Source organism: Erysipelothrix sp. HDW6A, assembly GCF_011400295.1.
In the GTDB taxonomy this organism is placed as follows: Bacteria; Bacillota_I; Bacilli_A; order Erysipelotrichales; family Erysipelotrichaceae; genus Erysipelothrix.
Genome location: NZ_CP049859.1, coordinates 917,451 through 930,044, shown reverse-complemented (window position 1 = coordinate 930,044; position 12,594 = coordinate 917,451). Strand labels below are relative to the sequence as shown.

Sequence of the window (12,594 nt, the reverse complement as noted above, 5' to 3'; positions counted from 1 at the left end):
TCCTACTTACTATTTCTTCTTGTTCGCAACTGTACGACGTGGTCCTTTACGTGTACGTGCGTTAGTCTTTGTACGTTGACCACGAACAGGTAAGCCACGGCGGTGACGAATACCTCGGTAGCTACCGATTTCCATTAAACGTTTAATGTTTAAGTTCACTTCACGACGAAGATCCCCTTCAACTTTAACTTTTTCGATTTCTCGACGAATTGCGTTAACTTGATCTTCAGTAAGATCTTTAACACGAATGTTTTCATCGATACCTGTTGTTGCCAATACTTGTTGTGATGTTGGCAATCCGATACCGTAAATATATGTTAATGAAATAACTACACGTTTGTTACGTGGAATGTCAATTCCTGCTATACGAGCCATAAAATGACGTCCTCCTATCCTTGTCTTTGTTTGTGTTTTGGATTTTCACAAATAATCATTACTCTACCATTGCGTCGAATAACTCTACATTTTTCACACATTGGTTTTACAGATGGTCTAACTTTCATAGTATTTCCTCCTAAACCTTCTATTTATGTCTAAATGTAATGCGCCCACGTGATAAATCATAAGGTGAGATTTCTACAGTCACGCGGTCTCCCGGTAAAATGCGAATGTAATGCATACGGATTTTACCAGATACGTGAGCTAATATTTCGTGACCATTACTTAGTTCTACCTTAAACATTGCACCAGGCAATGTATCAAGCACTACGCCATCAACTTCGATAACATTTTCTTTACTCATGAGTGTCTAATTGCCTCCTTACTTCGAGTTAATATTTCATATCCGTTTTCGTTAACAACAACTGTATGTTCGAAATGAGCTGTCAGTGATCCATCTTTTGATGTAACACTCCAATCATCATCAAGAACTTTAGTTTTGTTTGTACCAATTTGAACCATTGGTTCAATTGCAATAACCATGTTTTTTCTTAATAAAACACCTTTACCTGGTACTCCAACATTAGGAACATAGGGTGCTTCATGCATTGATGTACCCAAACCATGTCCTGTATATTCTACAGGTAAACCATAGCCATGTGGTAATACCACTTGCATAATAGCATGACCAATATCGCCAACGCGATTACCAGCAACAGCTGCTTCAATTCCAGCAAAGAGTGATTCTTCTGAAACTTCTAAGAGTTTCTTAGCTTCATCACTTATTTCTCCAACTGGATAAGTCCATGCATGGTCACTGTAGTAGCCTTTATAAATTGCTCCTACGTCGATTGTGATAATATCACCCGATTTCAGGATTTCATCAGAACTTGGAATCCCATGGACTAATACTTCGTTAACCGAAGCACATATGGAACCGCTAAAATCATTATAACCAAGAAACGCTGGTGTTGCACCTTGACTTAGAATATAACGGTGAGCCAAGTCGTCGAGGTGTTTTGTAGAGACACCTGGCTTGATTGCTTCTTTCACTACTTCTTGAGCTTCAAAAGCAATACGACCTGCTTCACGCATTAAATCTAATTCTCGTTCAGACTTGGTTGAAATCATTTAACCGCCTCCAAAATTTTTCGAATCTGCTCCATAACTTCTTCTGCAGGTCTGTCTGCATTGACGTTATGTACTAAGCCTTTTTCATTGAAATATTCAATTGAAGCTTGTGTTTGTTCGATGTATTCGTTGTAACGTACTGCGAGTTTCTCTTCAGTGTCATCACTACGTTGGTACAATTCTCCACCATCTAAATCACAGACACCTTCTGTTTTTGAAGGGTTTGAATAAATGTTATAGATTGCACCGCATGTTTTACAGAGACGACGTCCTGTAATACGTTTTACCAATGCTTCATATGGAATCTCTAAGTTAATAACAACTTCAACAGGTTTCCCTATTTCTTTTGCCATACTTTCAATTGCATGAGCTTGGCTTAAATTTCTTGGATAACCATCTAGTAGATAGCCATCTTTTGTATCATCTTGCGAGATACGCTCTTTGACCATTCGGTCTGTAACTTCATCAGGTACAAGTTTACCAGCATCCATGTATGATTTTGCTTCTAAGCCAACAGGTGTTCCGTTTGAAATAGCTGCACGGAACATATCTCCTGTTGAAATATGAGCAACACCAAACTCTTTAACGATCTGTGTCGACATTGTGCCTTTTCCGCTACCTGCAGGTCCCATAATTAATATATTCATATGATACCTCCTAGCGATTAAAGAGTCCCTTGTAGGAACGTTGAGCTAAACGTCCTTCAAGTTCTTTCACAGTTTCTAAAGCAACCCCAACAACGATGATAATACCTGTCCCACCAAGTGCTGTGGATGATGGAATCAATCCGTTAGTAACAAGTGGTAAGATGTGTGGTATTACAGCGATAAATGTTAAGAACGCTGCACCAAGAACTGTGATTCTGTTCAGAATTGTACTAATGTACTTTTGAGTATCCTTACCAGGACGAACACCTGGAATATAGGAATTGTTTTTACTAAAGTCTTCAGCAATCTTCTCTGGATCAACTTGTAAGTTGGTATAGAAGAAAGTAAAGAGAATTACGAGTACTGCATAGATTAATAATCCAACAGGATGACTGGTTACAAAATATGTACTTAAGAATTTGTAAACAGTACCTTGGTTTAACCAGCTTAAGACGATGATTGGTGCTTGCATAATTGCTCCAGCAAAAATAACTGGGACAACTGATGCTGAGTTAATCATCAATGGTAAGTGGTTCATTCCCTTACCACGCATTGATCCACCTGTACTTGATGTATATTGGATTGAGATCTTACGAACAGCTTTGCTCATAAATACGACAAGGATAATGATTGCAAAGTATGCAACAACATATAATCCAAACCATAACCAACCTAATGTACTTTCTGGTGTAACAATACTGTTAAATGCGCTTGTAAATGTACGAGGCATTTGGGACACAATTCCGGAGAAAATAAGTAATGAAATACCATTTCCAACACCTTTAGCAGTGATTTGATCACCTAACCAAAGACAGAACATTGTACCTGCTGTAATTACTGTACCCATGAATAGATAATCCGTAGGTGCTGTTCCTAGCAATATACCGTACTGTGTGTTAAACACAGCAATAATAACAATAGATTGTACATAACCAAGAACAACTGCAAGATAACGTGTAATACGATCTATTTGTTGTTTACCTTTTTGGCCTGACTTTGTTAGTTCCGTTAAATATGGAATAACATCCATTGATAATAATTGAATAATAATGGAAGCGGTGATATATGGACCTACGCCTAATGAGAATACAGATAGCGATTGTAAGAAACCACCACCAAGAATATTCATCATTCCGACTAGTGAGTCGGACTCAAGTGAAGTCATCATCGCAGATAACTTCGTGCTATCCACGTTAGGAACAGGTACAACTGTTCCTAAGCGATATAACAATAGCATAGCGAGTGTAAAAATGATTCTTATTCTGATTTCCTTATTTTTAAATAAATCAGTAAATAGTTTCATTAGATAACCTCAGCTTTTCCACCTAATTTTTCAATACTTTCAATTGCTGATTTAGAGAATGCGTTAGCTTTAACAGTTAATTTTTTCTCTAATTCACCTTGACCTAAGATTTTAACTCCGTCAAGTGTTTTATTAATGATGCGTTTTTCAAGTAACATTTCGATTGTTACTTCTGCACCATCTTCAAATGCATTTAATGAAGATAGGTTTACAACTGCGTATTCTACACGGTTAACATTTTGGAAACCACGTTTTGGAATACGTTTGTAAAGAGGTGTTTGTCCCCCTTCAAATCCTAGTGCAACTCCACCGCCACTACGAGCATTTTGCCCTTTGTGACCTTTACCTGAAGTTTTACCAGTACCTGATCCTTGACCACGTCCGATACGTTTACGATCTTGGCGTGCACCTTCATTATATTTTAGTTCATGTAATTTCATAAAGGTTCCTCCTATCGAACTTGTTCAACTTTAATTTCACGTAAAGCTGCTACTTCATTAACTGTATTCATTGATTGTAATGCATCAAATGTTGCACGTACCATATTAATTGGTGTGCGTGATCCGATACATTTTGTTAATACGTCTGTAACACCAGCTAATTCCATAACGTCACGGATAGCTCCACCAGCGATAACTCCTGTACCTTCGATTGCTGGACGTACGAATACTTCTCCTGCACCAAATGTACCTGTTGCTGTATGTGGTAAACTACCATTTACTAATTTAACGTTAATAAGATTTTTCTTAGCTGCTTCTACACCTTTGCGAATTGCATCTGGAACTTCGTTTGCTTTACCTGTTCCAAATCCAACACGACCTTTTTTGTCACCTACGACTACGAGAGCTGCAAAGCGGAAACGACGACCACCTTTAACAACCTTTGTAACACGATTGATGACAACAACACGTTCTTCGAATTCTTGTTCGCGTGCTTCTCTTCTAGGTTTACGATTCATCATGCGCCTCCTTTATTAGAACTCGAGCCCAGCTTCACGAGCTGCCTCAGCGAGTGCTTTTACACGGCCATGGTAGATGTATCCACCACGGTCAAATACAACAGTATCAATACCTTTATCTTTTGCAAGTTTTGCGATTTCAGCACCAACTTTAGTTGCTGCCTCCACGTTCCCACCGTTTTCCAGTTTTAACGCTACTGAGCCAGTTGCAACAAGTGTAACTTGTGCTACATCGTCAATAATTTGTGCTGCAATGTTTCCATTGGAGCGATATACGCTAAGACGTGGGCGTTCTTGCGTTCCACTGACTTTACGACGAACGCGAGCGTGTCTACGCATACGTTCTTGATTTCTAGATAGTTTTTTTGCCATAATTCAATTTCTCCTTTCCCACTATTTCTTAGCTGCGGTTTTTCCTTCTTTACGACGGATAACTTCATTTTTGTATTTAATACCTTTACCAAGGTATGGTTCTGGTTTACGAGTTGCACGCACGTTTGCTGCAAATTCTCCAACCATTTGTTTGTCGATACCTGTAACTACGATTGATGTAGCTGATGGTACTTCGACTTCAAGACCTTCATTAATTTCGAATTCGATTGGATGTGAGTATCCAACATTCAAGACCAATGTGTTACCTGACTTAGATGCACGATACCCGATCCCAACTAGGTCTAGTTCTTTCTTGAATCCTTCATTAACACCTTCAATCATGTTATTGATTAATGAACGTGTTGTTCCATGAATTTGTTTTACTAATTTTGTATCATTAGGGCGTGTAACTGTAATAATGCCCTCATTGATATCGATTGTATATAGACTATTGAACTGACGTGTTAATGTTCCCTTAGGACCTTTAACTGTCACCTCATTACCAGCCTTTACATCGACTTCAACGCCTGCCGGAATGGTAATCGTTTTATTTCCGATACGTGACATAGTGTCTCTCCTTCTCTTACCAAACGTAAGCTAAGACTTCACCGCCGACATGTTTTTGTCGAGCTTGTTTGTCTGTTAGCAAACCTTCGGATGTTGTCATGATGGCAATACCAAGTCCGTTAAGAACGCGTGGTACTTCATCAACTTTTGCATAAACACGTTTTCCTGGTTTTGAGATACGTTTTAGACCGCTGATTACTCGTTCGCCGTTTGGACCGTATTTAAGAACAACAGTAATGCTCTTCTTATAGCCTTCACCGCTAACCATGTAGTCACGGATGAAACCTTCTTCTTTCAAGATTCGTGTAATTTCGATTTTTTCTTTACTTGCAGGAACCTCAACAACATCGTGTTTTGCTTGAATAGCATTACGAACGCGTGTTAATAAATCTGCAATTGGATCTGTTACATACATATTGAAATGTTCCTCCTAACTACCAGCTTGCCTTACGTACGCCTGGAATTTGCCCTTTATGAGCTAATTCACGGAAGCGAATACGTGACATACCATATTTACGTAAATAACCACGAGGACGACCATCAACTTTATCACGGTTGTGTAAACGTACAGGGGATGCATCGCGTGGTAATTTTTGTAACCCGATGTAATCACCTTCAGCTTTTAACTTCGCACGTTTTTCAGCGTAACGTTCAACTACTGCTTGACGTTGTAATTCACGAGCAATTTTTGATTTCTTAGCCATTAGTTACCCTCCTTTTTGAAAGGCATGCCTAATTCTTGTAATAAAGCATATCCTTCTTCATCAGTTTGCGCTGTAGTAACAATTGTAATGTCCATACCGCGAACTTTATTGATTTTATCATAATCGATTTCTGGGAAGATTAATTGTTCTTTAACTCCCATTGTGAAGTTTCCACGACCATCGAATGATCCACCGTTAATACCACGGAAGTCACGTACACGTGGAAGTGCAACTTTAATTAACTTTTCGAGGAAGTCATACATTTTTTCGCCACGAAGAGTTACCTTTGTACCGATTGGCATGCCATCACGAAGTTTGAAGTTAGCGATTGATTTCTTAGCTTTTGTAATTACTGGTTTTTGACCTGTAATGATTGTTAAGTCTTCAACTGCATCTTCTAAGATTTTTGTATTGTTGATTGCTTCCCCAACACCCATGTTAACTACAATTTTTTCAAGTCTTGGAGCTTGCATTACTGAAGTATAGTTAAATTTCTTTACTAAACTTTCAACAACTTCTGTTTTATATTGTTCTTTAAGGTTCATTTAGCTATACCTCCTTATTTAACGACGTTTCCGGATTTTTTATAGAAACGTACTTTTTGACCTTTTTCTTCTTTGAATCCTACACGACTTGGAGCTTTTGCTTTTGAATCGTATAGCATTACGTTTGAAACATGAATCCATGCTTCTTGTTCAAAGATTCCACCATCTGGGTTGATTTGTGAAGGTTTCATGTGTTTCTTAACTAAGTTAACACCTTCAACCTTTACTTTATCTTCTTTAGGATTGACTTCGATGACTTCACCAATTGTGCCTTTATATGACCCAGTGATTACTTGAACTTTATCGTTACGTTTGATTTTCATAAAAGCCTCCTATAACACTTCTGGAGCTAATGAGACGATCTTCATGAAGTTTTTCTCACGAAGCTCACGAGCTACTGGTCCAAAGATACGTGTTCCACGTGGTGTCATATCATCTTTTAGGATAACAACTGCGTTGTCATCGAATTTAATGTATGAACCATTTCCACGACGTACACCGTATTTTGAGCGGACAACTACCGCTTTAACAACATCACCTTTTTTAACTGTTCCACCAGGAATAGCAACTTTAACTGTTCCAACAACGATATCACCGATGTTAGATGTTTTACGTACGCTACCGCCTAATGAACGGATAACTAAGATTTCTTTTGCGCCTGTGTTGTCGGCGACTTTACATCTCGATTCGTTTTGTATCATCTCGACAACCTCCTACAATACAACAGCTTTTTCGATTAAACGAATTACACGGAAGTGTTTTGTAGCTGATAATGGACGTGTTTCCATAATTTCTACTAAATCACCTGTGCTGAATTCATTGTTTTCGTCATGAGCTTTAAATTTCTTTGAATAGTTTACACGTTTTCCATAGAGTGGATGACGTTTTGATGTTTTTACTTCAACTACCACTGTTTTATCCATTGCATCTGACACAACAGTACCACGGTAGACTTTGCGTTTATTTCTTTCCATCGCCTAATGACCTCCTACTTCTCGTCACTAAGCTCACGCTCAGTGATAACTGTTTTGATGCGAGCAATCGTTTTACGGATTTCTCTTAGACGAGCAGGATTTTCAAGTTGACCTATTGCTTGTTGGAAACGAAGATCAAAGAGTTCTTCTTTTAATGTGTCAATTTCAACAAGTAAATCTGCATTGCTTATTTCACGAATTTCTTTGATTGTTGTCATACTTGTTCCTCCTCTCCTTTACGAACAAATCGGGTTTTAACTGCAAGTTTGTGTGATGCAAGACGGAATGCTTCACGAGCTACATCTTCAGGAACACCTGCAATTTCAAACATAACACGTCCTGGTTTTACAACTGCTACCCAACCTTCAGGTGCACCTTTACCAGATCCCATACGAACTTCAAGAGGTTTTCTTGTAATTGCTAAGTGTGGGAAGATTTTGATCCAAACTTTACCACCACGTTTCATATAACGAGTCATAGCGATACGTGCTGCTTCAATTTGGCGGTTACTTACGTAGTTACCTGATTCAGCAACTAAACCATATTCACCAAATGCAACTGTACGACCAGCTTTGGAACGACCTTCGTATGAAAGACGATGTGGTTTTCTATATTTTGTACGTTTTGGCATTAACATAATTAGTTACCTCCTTGCTCATCCTGTGCAGCAGCAACTGGTTTAGCATTTTGTTGTGGACGGTTACCTTGTCCTTGACGACGGTCATTACGACGACGACGTGGACGATCGAACTTGCCACCTTTAGGAGCTTCTGGTTCTTGAACTAATTGTCCTGGTAATACTTCTCCACGACAGATCCAAACTTTAACACCTAAGATACCAAACTGTGTATTTGCTTCATAGTGAGCATAATCAATATCTGAACGAAGTGTATGGAGAGGAACAACTCCTTCTGCATAACCTTCTGTACGAGCCATATCAGCACCGCCTAAACGACCTGAAACAGCTGTTTTAATTCCTTTAGCACCTGAACGCATAGTTCTTTGAATTGTACGTTTTTGAGCTGTACGGAATGATGCACGTTGTTCTAATTGCTCAGCAATGTTACGTGCTACTAGATGTGCATCCAAATCTGGGTTTGCAACTTCTAATACTTTAATGTTTACAGTTTTGCCATCAGCAATTTTTGCGATAGCTGCTTTTGTTTTTTCAATGTTTGCTCCGTTAACTCCAATTACAACACCTGGGCGAGCTGTACGGATAATAACGTCAACACGATTTTTTGATCGTTCAATTTCTACGCGTGAAACGTATGCATCTTTCAAGTTTTTGAAGATGTAATCACGGATTAATGCGTCTTCGTGAAGAAGGTCAGCAAAGTCATTCTCTGCATACCAACGTGATTCCCAATCACGAATAACACCAACGCGCATACCGATCGGATTTACTTTTTGTCCCATTGTTTTTCCTCCCTTACACGCGTTCCGAAACCACAACAGTGATGTGGCTTGTACGCTTCATGATAGGCGCTGCAGAACCTTTAGCACGAGGTCTGAAACGCTTCATTGTGATACTTTCATCAGCATAGCATGCTGAGATGAATAATTTTTCTTCTTCTAATTGATGATTGTTTGTTGCGTTAGCTACTGCTGACTTCAACACTTTTTCAATAATCTTAGAAGCATTGTTAGGTGAATATTTAAGAATTGCTGCTGCGTGATCTACATCAAGACCACGGATTTCATCAAGAACAAGTCTTGCTTTACGTGATGTTACACGTACTGTTTTAGCTACTGCTCTAACTTCCATTACTTACGTCCTGCCTTCTTATCAGCTGCATGTCCTGAATATTTACGTGTAGGAACAAATTCACCTAATTTGTGTCCAACCATATCTTCAGTAACAAATACTGGAACGTGTTCTTTACCATTGTGCACCGCAAACGTATGTTCTACGAATTGAGGGAAAATAGTTGAACGACGTGACCAAGTTTTGATAACTTCTTTTTTGCCTGATTCATTAAGTTTGTCAACTTTATTCATCAAGTGCAAGTCACAAAATGGACCCTTTTTTAAACTACGACTCATGTTGTTTTCCTTCCTTTCGCTTATTTCTCGTTACGACGGCGAACAATTAATTTAGCCGAAGATTTCTTAGTACGACGAGTTTTAACACCCATAGCTTTTTTGCCCCATGGAGTCATTGGTGATTTACGTCCAATAGGTGTACGTCCTTCACCACCACCGTGAGGGTGATCAACTGGGTTCATTACAGAACCACGAACTGTTGGACGGATACCCATGTTACGGCTACGTCCAGCTTTACCAATATTTACAAGTGAGTGTTCTGAGTTTCCAACTTCTCCGATTGTTGCACGGCATGTTGCTAGAATCTTACGAACTTCACCTGATGCTAATTGCACTGTTACATATTTTTCTTCAATACCAAGAACTTGTGCTGATGTACCTGCTGAACGCACTAATTGTGCACCACGGCCTGGTTTCAACTCAATGTTATGGACGATTGTACCTTCTGGCATAAGTCCAAGTTCTTTAGCATTTCCAACTTTAATATCTGCTTCTTTACCACTAACAACTGTATCTCCAACTACTAAACCTTTAGGAGCTAAGATATAACGTTTTTCACCATCAACATAATTTAATAAAGCAATGTTTGCTGAACGGTTTGGATCGTATTCAATTGTTGCAACTTTTGCAGGAATATCATCTTTATTTCGTTTGAAGTCAATAATACGATATTGACGTTTGTGCCCACCACCAATGTGACGTGTTGTAATGCGACCGTTATTGTTACGACCACCTGTCTTATTGAGTGGAGCTACTAATGAACGTTCTGGTTTTGCGCCTTTAGTTAATGTTTCATTAGCTAAAGTTGTCATCCCGCGACGTCCAGGAGTAGTTGGCTTATACTTTTTAATTGCCATTACTTAATTTTCCTCCTACGCGAATTATCCGGAAATAGCGTACTTCTTCCGATAGATGTTATTGACTAGATAATGTCAATGTTTGAACCTTCAGCAAGTTTCACAATAGCTTTGCGAACTGACTTTGTGGTTCCTTCGTATTTACCAACGCGTTTCTTGCGTGGTTTTACGTTAACCATGTTAACACTTACTACTTTTACATTGAAGATTTCTTCAATTGCTTGACGAACTTCAATTTTATTAGCACCTTTAGCAACTTCAAATGTAACTCGGTTATCATTTTGTTGCATCATTACTGTTTTTTCAGTAATGATTGGGCGACCGATAATGTCTCTAGGGTTACGTTTCATTATGCGAACACCTCCCCAGCTTCAACAGCTGCTTTTTCTGTAAATACAAGAACATCAGCATTTACAATGTCGTATGTATTTAAGTCTTGAACTGTAAATAACATTGTATTGTTTAAGTTTCTCATTGATAAGTAAGCATTGTTTACTTCATCTTCATTTGAAACTACAAATAATGTTTTACGTTCTAAACCTAATGCATTCATAACGTTTGCAAATTCTTTAGTTTTTACGTTTGCCATCTCAAGGTTTTGAACAACTTTTAATGTTGAATCAAGAACGTGTTGTGATAATGCTGAACGTAAAGCTAAACGACGAACCTTACGGTTTAATTTGTATTTGTAATCACGTGGTTTAGGTCCGAATACAATTCCACCACCACGCCATTGTGGTGAACGGATTGATCCTGTACGTGCACGACCTGTACCTTTTTGACGCCATGGTTTTTTACCACCACCGCGAACTTCAGTACGAGTTTTTGTTGAATGTGTTCCTTGACGTAATGATGCACGTTGCATAATTACTGCTTCGAACACAGTTTGTGTATTTGGCTCAATACCAAACACTGCCTCGTTAAGGTCAAGTGAACCAACACTTTTTCCTTCTAAGTTAAGAACATCTAGCTTAGGCATTGTTTGATTCCTCCTTAGCGTAGTCTACTAATTCAACTGGATCTTTTGATTTAACACGTTTAACTGTTGATTTGATTGTTACAAATCCACGACGTGGTCCAGGAATATTACCTTTAATTAATAAATAGTTGTTTTCTTCGTCAACTTTAACAATTTCAAGATTTTGATTTGTTGTAGTGAATCCACCATGTTGACCTGGCATGACGCCACCTTTTTTGATTGTTGGAATAATACCAGCTGAAGCTAATGATCCAATACCACGGTGGTATCCTGAACCGTGAGCTTTAGGTCCTAGTTTTTGGTTACCACGTACGATTGCACCTTGGTATCCTTTACCACGTGATGTACCTGATACATCAACAAATTCACCAGCTGCGAATAAACCAGCTTTAATTTCATCACCAATTTCGTAACTTAACATTTCTGAACCAGCAATTTCACGAACAAATTTCTTTGCCGCAGAATTTGCTTTAGCAGCGTGAGCAATCTCAGATTTGTTTGCACGTTGTGCTTTAACATCGACAACACCTAATTGAACTGCTTCGTAGTTATCTGATTCCATTGTTTTCTTTTGTAAGACAACGTTTGGTAATACTTCAACTACTGATACAGGAATTAAAGTTCCGTCAGCTGTAAAGACTTGAGTCATTCCTAATTTACGTCCTAATAATCCTTTCATGATTTCTCCCTTCTACTAAAGTTTGATCTCGATATCGACACCACTTGGTAGATCTAATCGGCTTAATGCATCGATTGTCTCCGCTGTAGGTCCTACAATTTCAATCAAACGTTTGTGTGTTCTTGATTCAAATTGTTCACGAGAATCCTTATTAACGTGTACCGATCGTAATACTGTTACGATTTGTTTTTCAGTTGGCAATGGTACTGGGCCAACAACTTTCTTAGCTCCGTGATCGTTAGCTGCTTGAACAATCTTTTGAGCTGCACTGTCAATTGTGCGGTGTTCATATGCTTTTAAACGAATACGAATAAAATTCTTTGCCATGGAAATCCTCCTTCTTCCGCCCATTTATGGGCCTGCTCTGTGCAAATTCCCCGACTTCTCACCGACCATGACAACGCTCTTCGGTGTGCCGGCAACCTCGCACTTCTACGCAGTTGCTTGATTATTA

General features: G+C 38.8%; 26 protein-coding genes. All 26 read right to left on the bottom strand.

The window, feature by feature from the left end; translation table 11 throughout:
• Positions 1–9 precede the first annotated feature (9 nt).
• On the bottom strand, positions 10–375 hold the full coding sequence (gene rpsM, locus G7059_RS04720) for a 30S ribosomal protein S13 (protein ID WP_166080939.1): 366 nt from the start codon (positions 373–375) through the stop codon (positions 10–12).
• 14 nt (positions 376–389) lie between these two features.
• Positions 390–503 (bottom strand): 50S ribosomal protein L36, encoded by a 114-nt coding sequence (gene rpmJ / locus G7059_RS04715; protein ID WP_016357297.1) that lies wholly within the window; start codon positions 501–503, stop codon positions 390–392.
• Between the two features lie 20 nt (positions 504–523).
• Positions 524–742 carry a translation initiation factor IF-1 gene (gene infA, locus G7059_RS04710; RefSeq protein ID WP_003775226.1) on the bottom strand — a complete coding sequence of 73 codons (219 nt, stop codon included), beginning with the start codon at positions 740–742 and terminating at the stop codon, positions 524–526.
• Positions 739–1,509 (bottom strand): type I methionyl aminopeptidase, encoded by a 771-nt coding sequence (gene map / locus G7059_RS04705; protein ID WP_166080938.1) that lies wholly within the window; start codon positions 1,507–1,509, stop codon positions 739–741. The genes infA and map overlap by 4 nt, the downstream gene beginning before the upstream one ends.
• On the bottom strand, positions 1,506–2,156 hold the full coding sequence (locus G7059_RS04700) for an adenylate kinase (protein ID WP_166080937.1): 651 nt from the start codon (positions 2,154–2,156) through the stop codon (positions 1,506–1,508). The genes map and G7059_RS04700 overlap by 4 nt, the downstream gene beginning before the upstream one ends.
• Before the next feature lie 10 nt (positions 2,157–2,166).
• Entirely contained in the window at positions 2,167–3,459 is a 1,293-nt protein-coding gene (gene secY / locus G7059_RS04695) for a preprotein translocase subunit SecY (protein WP_166080936.1), read from the bottom strand.
• A complete protein-coding gene (gene rplO, locus G7059_RS04690; protein WP_166080935.1) occupies positions 3,459–3,899 on the bottom strand; it encodes a 50S ribosomal protein L15 in 441 nt (146 codons plus the stop codon). Before rplO ends, secY begins: the two co-directional genes overlap by 1 nt.
• 11 nt (positions 3,900–3,910) lie before the next feature.
• Complete coding sequence (rpsE, locus tag G7059_RS04685) at positions 3,911–4,417, bottom strand: 30S ribosomal protein S5 (protein WP_166080934.1); 507 nt, start codon at positions 4,415–4,417, stop codon at positions 3,911–3,913.
• A 15-nt stretch (positions 4,418–4,432) separates the two neighbouring features.
• Positions 4,433–4,789, bottom strand: coding sequence for a 50S ribosomal protein L18 (gene rplR, locus G7059_RS04680; RefSeq protein WP_166080933.1), 357 nt, complete (start codon positions 4,787–4,789; stop codon positions 4,433–4,435).
• A gap of 21 nt (positions 4,790–4,810) precedes the next feature.
• Positions 4,811–5,356, bottom strand: a complete 546-nt coding sequence (gene rplF, locus G7059_RS04675) for a 50S ribosomal protein L6 (protein ID WP_166080932.1) — start codon at positions 5,354–5,356, stop codon at positions 4,811–4,813.
• A 16-nt stretch (positions 5,357–5,372) separates the two neighbouring features.
• On the bottom strand, positions 5,373–5,771 hold the full coding sequence (gene rpsH / locus G7059_RS04670) for a 30S ribosomal protein S8 (protein WP_166080931.1): 399 nt from the start codon (positions 5,769–5,771) through the stop codon (positions 5,373–5,375).
• 19 nt (positions 5,772–5,790) lie between these two features.
• Positions 5,791–6,060, bottom strand: a complete 270-nt coding sequence (gene rpsN, locus G7059_RS04665; RefSeq protein ID WP_166080930.1) for a 30S ribosomal protein S14 — start codon at positions 6,058–6,060, stop codon at positions 5,791–5,793.
• Positions 6,060–6,605 carry a 50S ribosomal protein L5 gene (rplE, locus tag G7059_RS04660; protein ID WP_166080929.1) on the bottom strand — a complete coding sequence of 182 codons (546 nt, stop codon included), beginning with the start codon at positions 6,603–6,605 and terminating at the stop codon, positions 6,060–6,062. The genes rpsN and rplE overlap by 1 nt, the downstream gene beginning before the upstream one ends.
• Positions 6,606–6,619: 14 nt before the next feature.
• Positions 6,620–6,928 carry a 50S ribosomal protein L24 gene (rplX, locus tag G7059_RS04655; protein WP_166080928.1) on the bottom strand — a complete coding sequence of 103 codons (309 nt, stop codon included), beginning with the start codon at positions 6,926–6,928 and terminating at the stop codon, positions 6,620–6,622.
• Positions 6,929–6,937: 9 nt separating this feature from the next.
• Entirely contained in the window at positions 6,938–7,306 is a 369-nt protein-coding gene (rplN, locus tag G7059_RS04650) for a 50S ribosomal protein L14 (protein WP_166080927.1), read from the bottom strand.
• Between the two features lie 12 nt (positions 7,307–7,318).
• Positions 7,319–7,579, bottom strand: coding sequence for a 30S ribosomal protein S17 (gene rpsQ, locus G7059_RS04645; RefSeq protein ID WP_166080926.1), 261 nt, complete (start codon positions 7,577–7,579; stop codon positions 7,319–7,321).
• Positions 7,580–7,593: 14 nt separating this feature from the next.
• On the bottom strand, positions 7,594–7,797 hold the full coding sequence (gene rpmC, locus G7059_RS04640; RefSeq protein WP_166080925.1) for a 50S ribosomal protein L29: 204 nt from the start codon (positions 7,795–7,797) through the stop codon (positions 7,594–7,596).
• On the bottom strand, positions 7,794–8,216 hold the full coding sequence (gene rplP, locus G7059_RS04635) for a 50S ribosomal protein L16 (RefSeq protein ID WP_166080923.1): 423 nt from the start codon (positions 8,214–8,216) through the stop codon (positions 7,794–7,796). Before rplP ends, rpmC begins: the two co-directional genes overlap by 4 nt.
• A gap of 2 nt (positions 8,217–8,218) precedes the next feature.
• Positions 8,219–8,998, bottom strand: coding sequence for a 30S ribosomal protein S3 (rpsC, locus tag G7059_RS04630; RefSeq protein WP_166080922.1), 780 nt, complete (start codon positions 8,996–8,998; stop codon positions 8,219–8,221).
• 13 nt (positions 8,999–9,011) lie between these two features.
• Positions 9,012–9,347 carry a 50S ribosomal protein L22 gene (gene rplV / locus G7059_RS04625; protein ID WP_166080921.1) on the bottom strand — a complete coding sequence of 112 codons (336 nt, stop codon included), beginning with the start codon at positions 9,345–9,347 and terminating at the stop codon, positions 9,012–9,014.
• Positions 9,347–9,625, bottom strand: a complete 279-nt coding sequence (gene rpsS, locus G7059_RS04620; RefSeq protein WP_166080920.1) for a 30S ribosomal protein S19 — start codon at positions 9,623–9,625, stop codon at positions 9,347–9,349. Before rpsS ends, rplV begins: the two co-directional genes overlap by 1 nt.
• Before the next feature lie 20 nt (positions 9,626–9,645).
• Complete coding sequence (gene rplB / locus G7059_RS04615) at positions 9,646–10,482, bottom strand: 50S ribosomal protein L2 (protein ID WP_166080919.1); 837 nt, start codon at positions 10,480–10,482, stop codon at positions 9,646–9,648.
• Between the two features lie 65 nt (positions 10,483–10,547).
• Positions 10,548–10,832: a 50S ribosomal protein L23 gene (rplW, locus tag G7059_RS04610; protein ID WP_166080918.1), complete on the bottom strand. Its 285-nt coding sequence runs from the start codon at positions 10,830–10,832 to the stop codon at positions 10,548–10,550.
• On the bottom strand, positions 10,832–11,461 hold the full coding sequence (rplD, locus tag G7059_RS04605; RefSeq protein ID WP_166080917.1) for a 50S ribosomal protein L4: 630 nt from the start codon (positions 11,459–11,461) through the stop codon (positions 10,832–10,834). Before rplD ends, rplW begins: the two co-directional genes overlap by 1 nt.
• Positions 11,454–12,140, bottom strand: coding sequence for a 50S ribosomal protein L3 (gene rplC / locus G7059_RS04600; protein ID WP_166080916.1), 687 nt, complete (start codon positions 12,138–12,140; stop codon positions 11,454–11,456). The genes rplD and rplC overlap by 8 nt, the downstream gene beginning before the upstream one ends.
• Before the next feature lie 15 nt (positions 12,141–12,155).
• Complete coding sequence (gene rpsJ, locus G7059_RS04595; protein WP_166064929.1) at positions 12,156–12,467, bottom strand: 30S ribosomal protein S10; 312 nt, start codon at positions 12,465–12,467, stop codon at positions 12,156–12,158.
• Between the last annotated feature and the right edge of the window lie 127 nt (positions 12,468–12,594).

What these genes read in the sequence shown, in the direction of transcription:
- rpsM (WP_166080939.1), bottom strand. Translation starts at nt 375, where the DNA reads ATGGCTCGTATAGCAGGAATTGACATTCCACGTAACAAACGTGTAGTT.
- rpmJ (WP_016357297.1), bottom strand. Translation starts at nt 503, where the DNA reads ATGAAAGTTAGACCATCTGTAAAACCAATGTGTGAAAAATGTAGAGTT.
- infA (WP_003775226.1), bottom strand. Translation starts at nt 742, where the DNA reads ATGAGTAAAGAAAATGTTATCGAAGTTGATGGCGTAGTGCTTGATACA.
- map (WP_166080938.1), bottom strand. Translation starts at nt 1,509, where the DNA reads ATGATTTCAACCAAGTCTGAACGAGAATTAGATTTAATGCGTGAAGCA.
- G7059_RS04700 (WP_166080937.1), bottom strand. Translation starts at nt 2,156, where the DNA reads ATGAATATATTAATTATGGGACCTGCAGGTAGCGGAAAAGGCACAATG.
- secY (WP_166080936.1), bottom strand. Translation starts at nt 3,459, where the DNA reads ATGAAACTATTTACTGATTTATTTAAAAATAAGGAAATCAGAATAAGA.
- rplO (WP_166080935.1), bottom strand. Translation starts at nt 3,899, where the DNA reads ATGAAATTACATGAACTAAAATATAATGAAGGTGCACGCCAAGATCGT.
- rpsE (WP_166080934.1), bottom strand. Translation starts at nt 4,417, where the DNA reads ATGAATCGTAAACCTAGAAGAGAAGCACGCGAACAAGAATTCGAAGAA.
- rplR (WP_166080933.1), bottom strand. Translation starts at nt 4,789, where the DNA reads ATGGCAAAAAAACTATCTAGAAATCAAGAACGTATGCGTAGACACGCT.
- rplF (WP_166080932.1), bottom strand. Translation starts at nt 5,356, where the DNA reads ATGTCACGTATCGGAAATAAAACGATTACCATTCCGGCAGGCGTTGAA.
- rpsH (WP_166080931.1), bottom strand. Translation starts at nt 5,771, where the DNA reads ATGTATGTAACAGATCCAATTGCAGATTTATTAACACGCGTTCGTAAT.
- rpsN (WP_166080930.1), bottom strand. Translation starts at nt 6,060, where the DNA reads ATGGCTAAGAAATCAAAAATTGCTCGTGAATTACAACGTCAAGCAGTA.
- rplE (WP_166080929.1), bottom strand. Translation starts at nt 6,605, where the DNA reads ATGAACCTTAAAGAACAATATAAAACAGAAGTTGTTGAAAGTTTAGTA.
- rplX (WP_166080928.1), bottom strand. Translation starts at nt 6,928, where the DNA reads ATGAAAATCAAACGTAACGATAAAGTTCAAGTAATCACTGGGTCATAT.
- rplN (WP_166080927.1), bottom strand. Translation starts at nt 7,306, where the DNA reads ATGATACAAAACGAATCGAGATGTAAAGTCGCCGACAACACAGGCGCA.
- rpsQ (WP_166080926.1), bottom strand. Translation starts at nt 7,579, where the DNA reads ATGGAAAGAAATAAACGCAAAGTCTACCGTGGTACTGTTGTGTCAGAT.
- rpmC (WP_166080925.1), bottom strand. Translation starts at nt 7,797, where the DNA reads ATGACAACAATCAAAGAAATTCGTGAAATAAGCAATGCAGATTTACTT.
- rplP (WP_166080923.1), bottom strand. Translation starts at nt 8,216, where the DNA reads ATGTTAATGCCAAAACGTACAAAATATAGAAAACCACATCGTCTTTCA.
- rpsC (WP_166080922.1), bottom strand. Translation starts at nt 8,998, where the DNA reads ATGGGACAAAAAGTAAATCCGATCGGTATGCGCGTTGGTGTTATTCGT.
- rplV (WP_166080921.1), bottom strand. Translation starts at nt 9,347, where the DNA reads ATGGAAGTTAGAGCAGTAGCTAAAACAGTACGTGTAACATCACGTAAA.
- rpsS (WP_166080920.1), bottom strand. Translation starts at nt 9,625, where the DNA reads ATGAGTCGTAGTTTAAAAAAGGGTCCATTTTGTGACTTGCACTTGATG.
- rplB (WP_166080919.1), bottom strand. Translation starts at nt 10,482, where the DNA reads ATGGCAATTAAAAAGTATAAGCCAACTACTCCTGGACGTCGCGGGATG.
- rplW (WP_166080918.1), bottom strand. Translation starts at nt 10,832, where the DNA reads ATGAAACGTAACCCTAGAGACATTATCGGTCGCCCAATCATTACTGAA.
- rplD (WP_166080917.1), bottom strand. Translation starts at nt 11,461, where the DNA reads ATGCCTAAGCTAGATGTTCTTAACTTAGAAGGAAAAAGTGTTGGTTCA.
- rplC (WP_166080916.1), bottom strand. Translation starts at nt 12,140, where the DNA reads ATGAAAGGATTATTAGGACGTAAATTAGGAATGACTCAAGTCTTTACA.
- rpsJ (WP_166064929.1), bottom strand. Translation starts at nt 12,467, where the DNA reads ATGGCAAAGAATTTTATTCGTATTCGTTTAAAAGCATATGAACACCGC.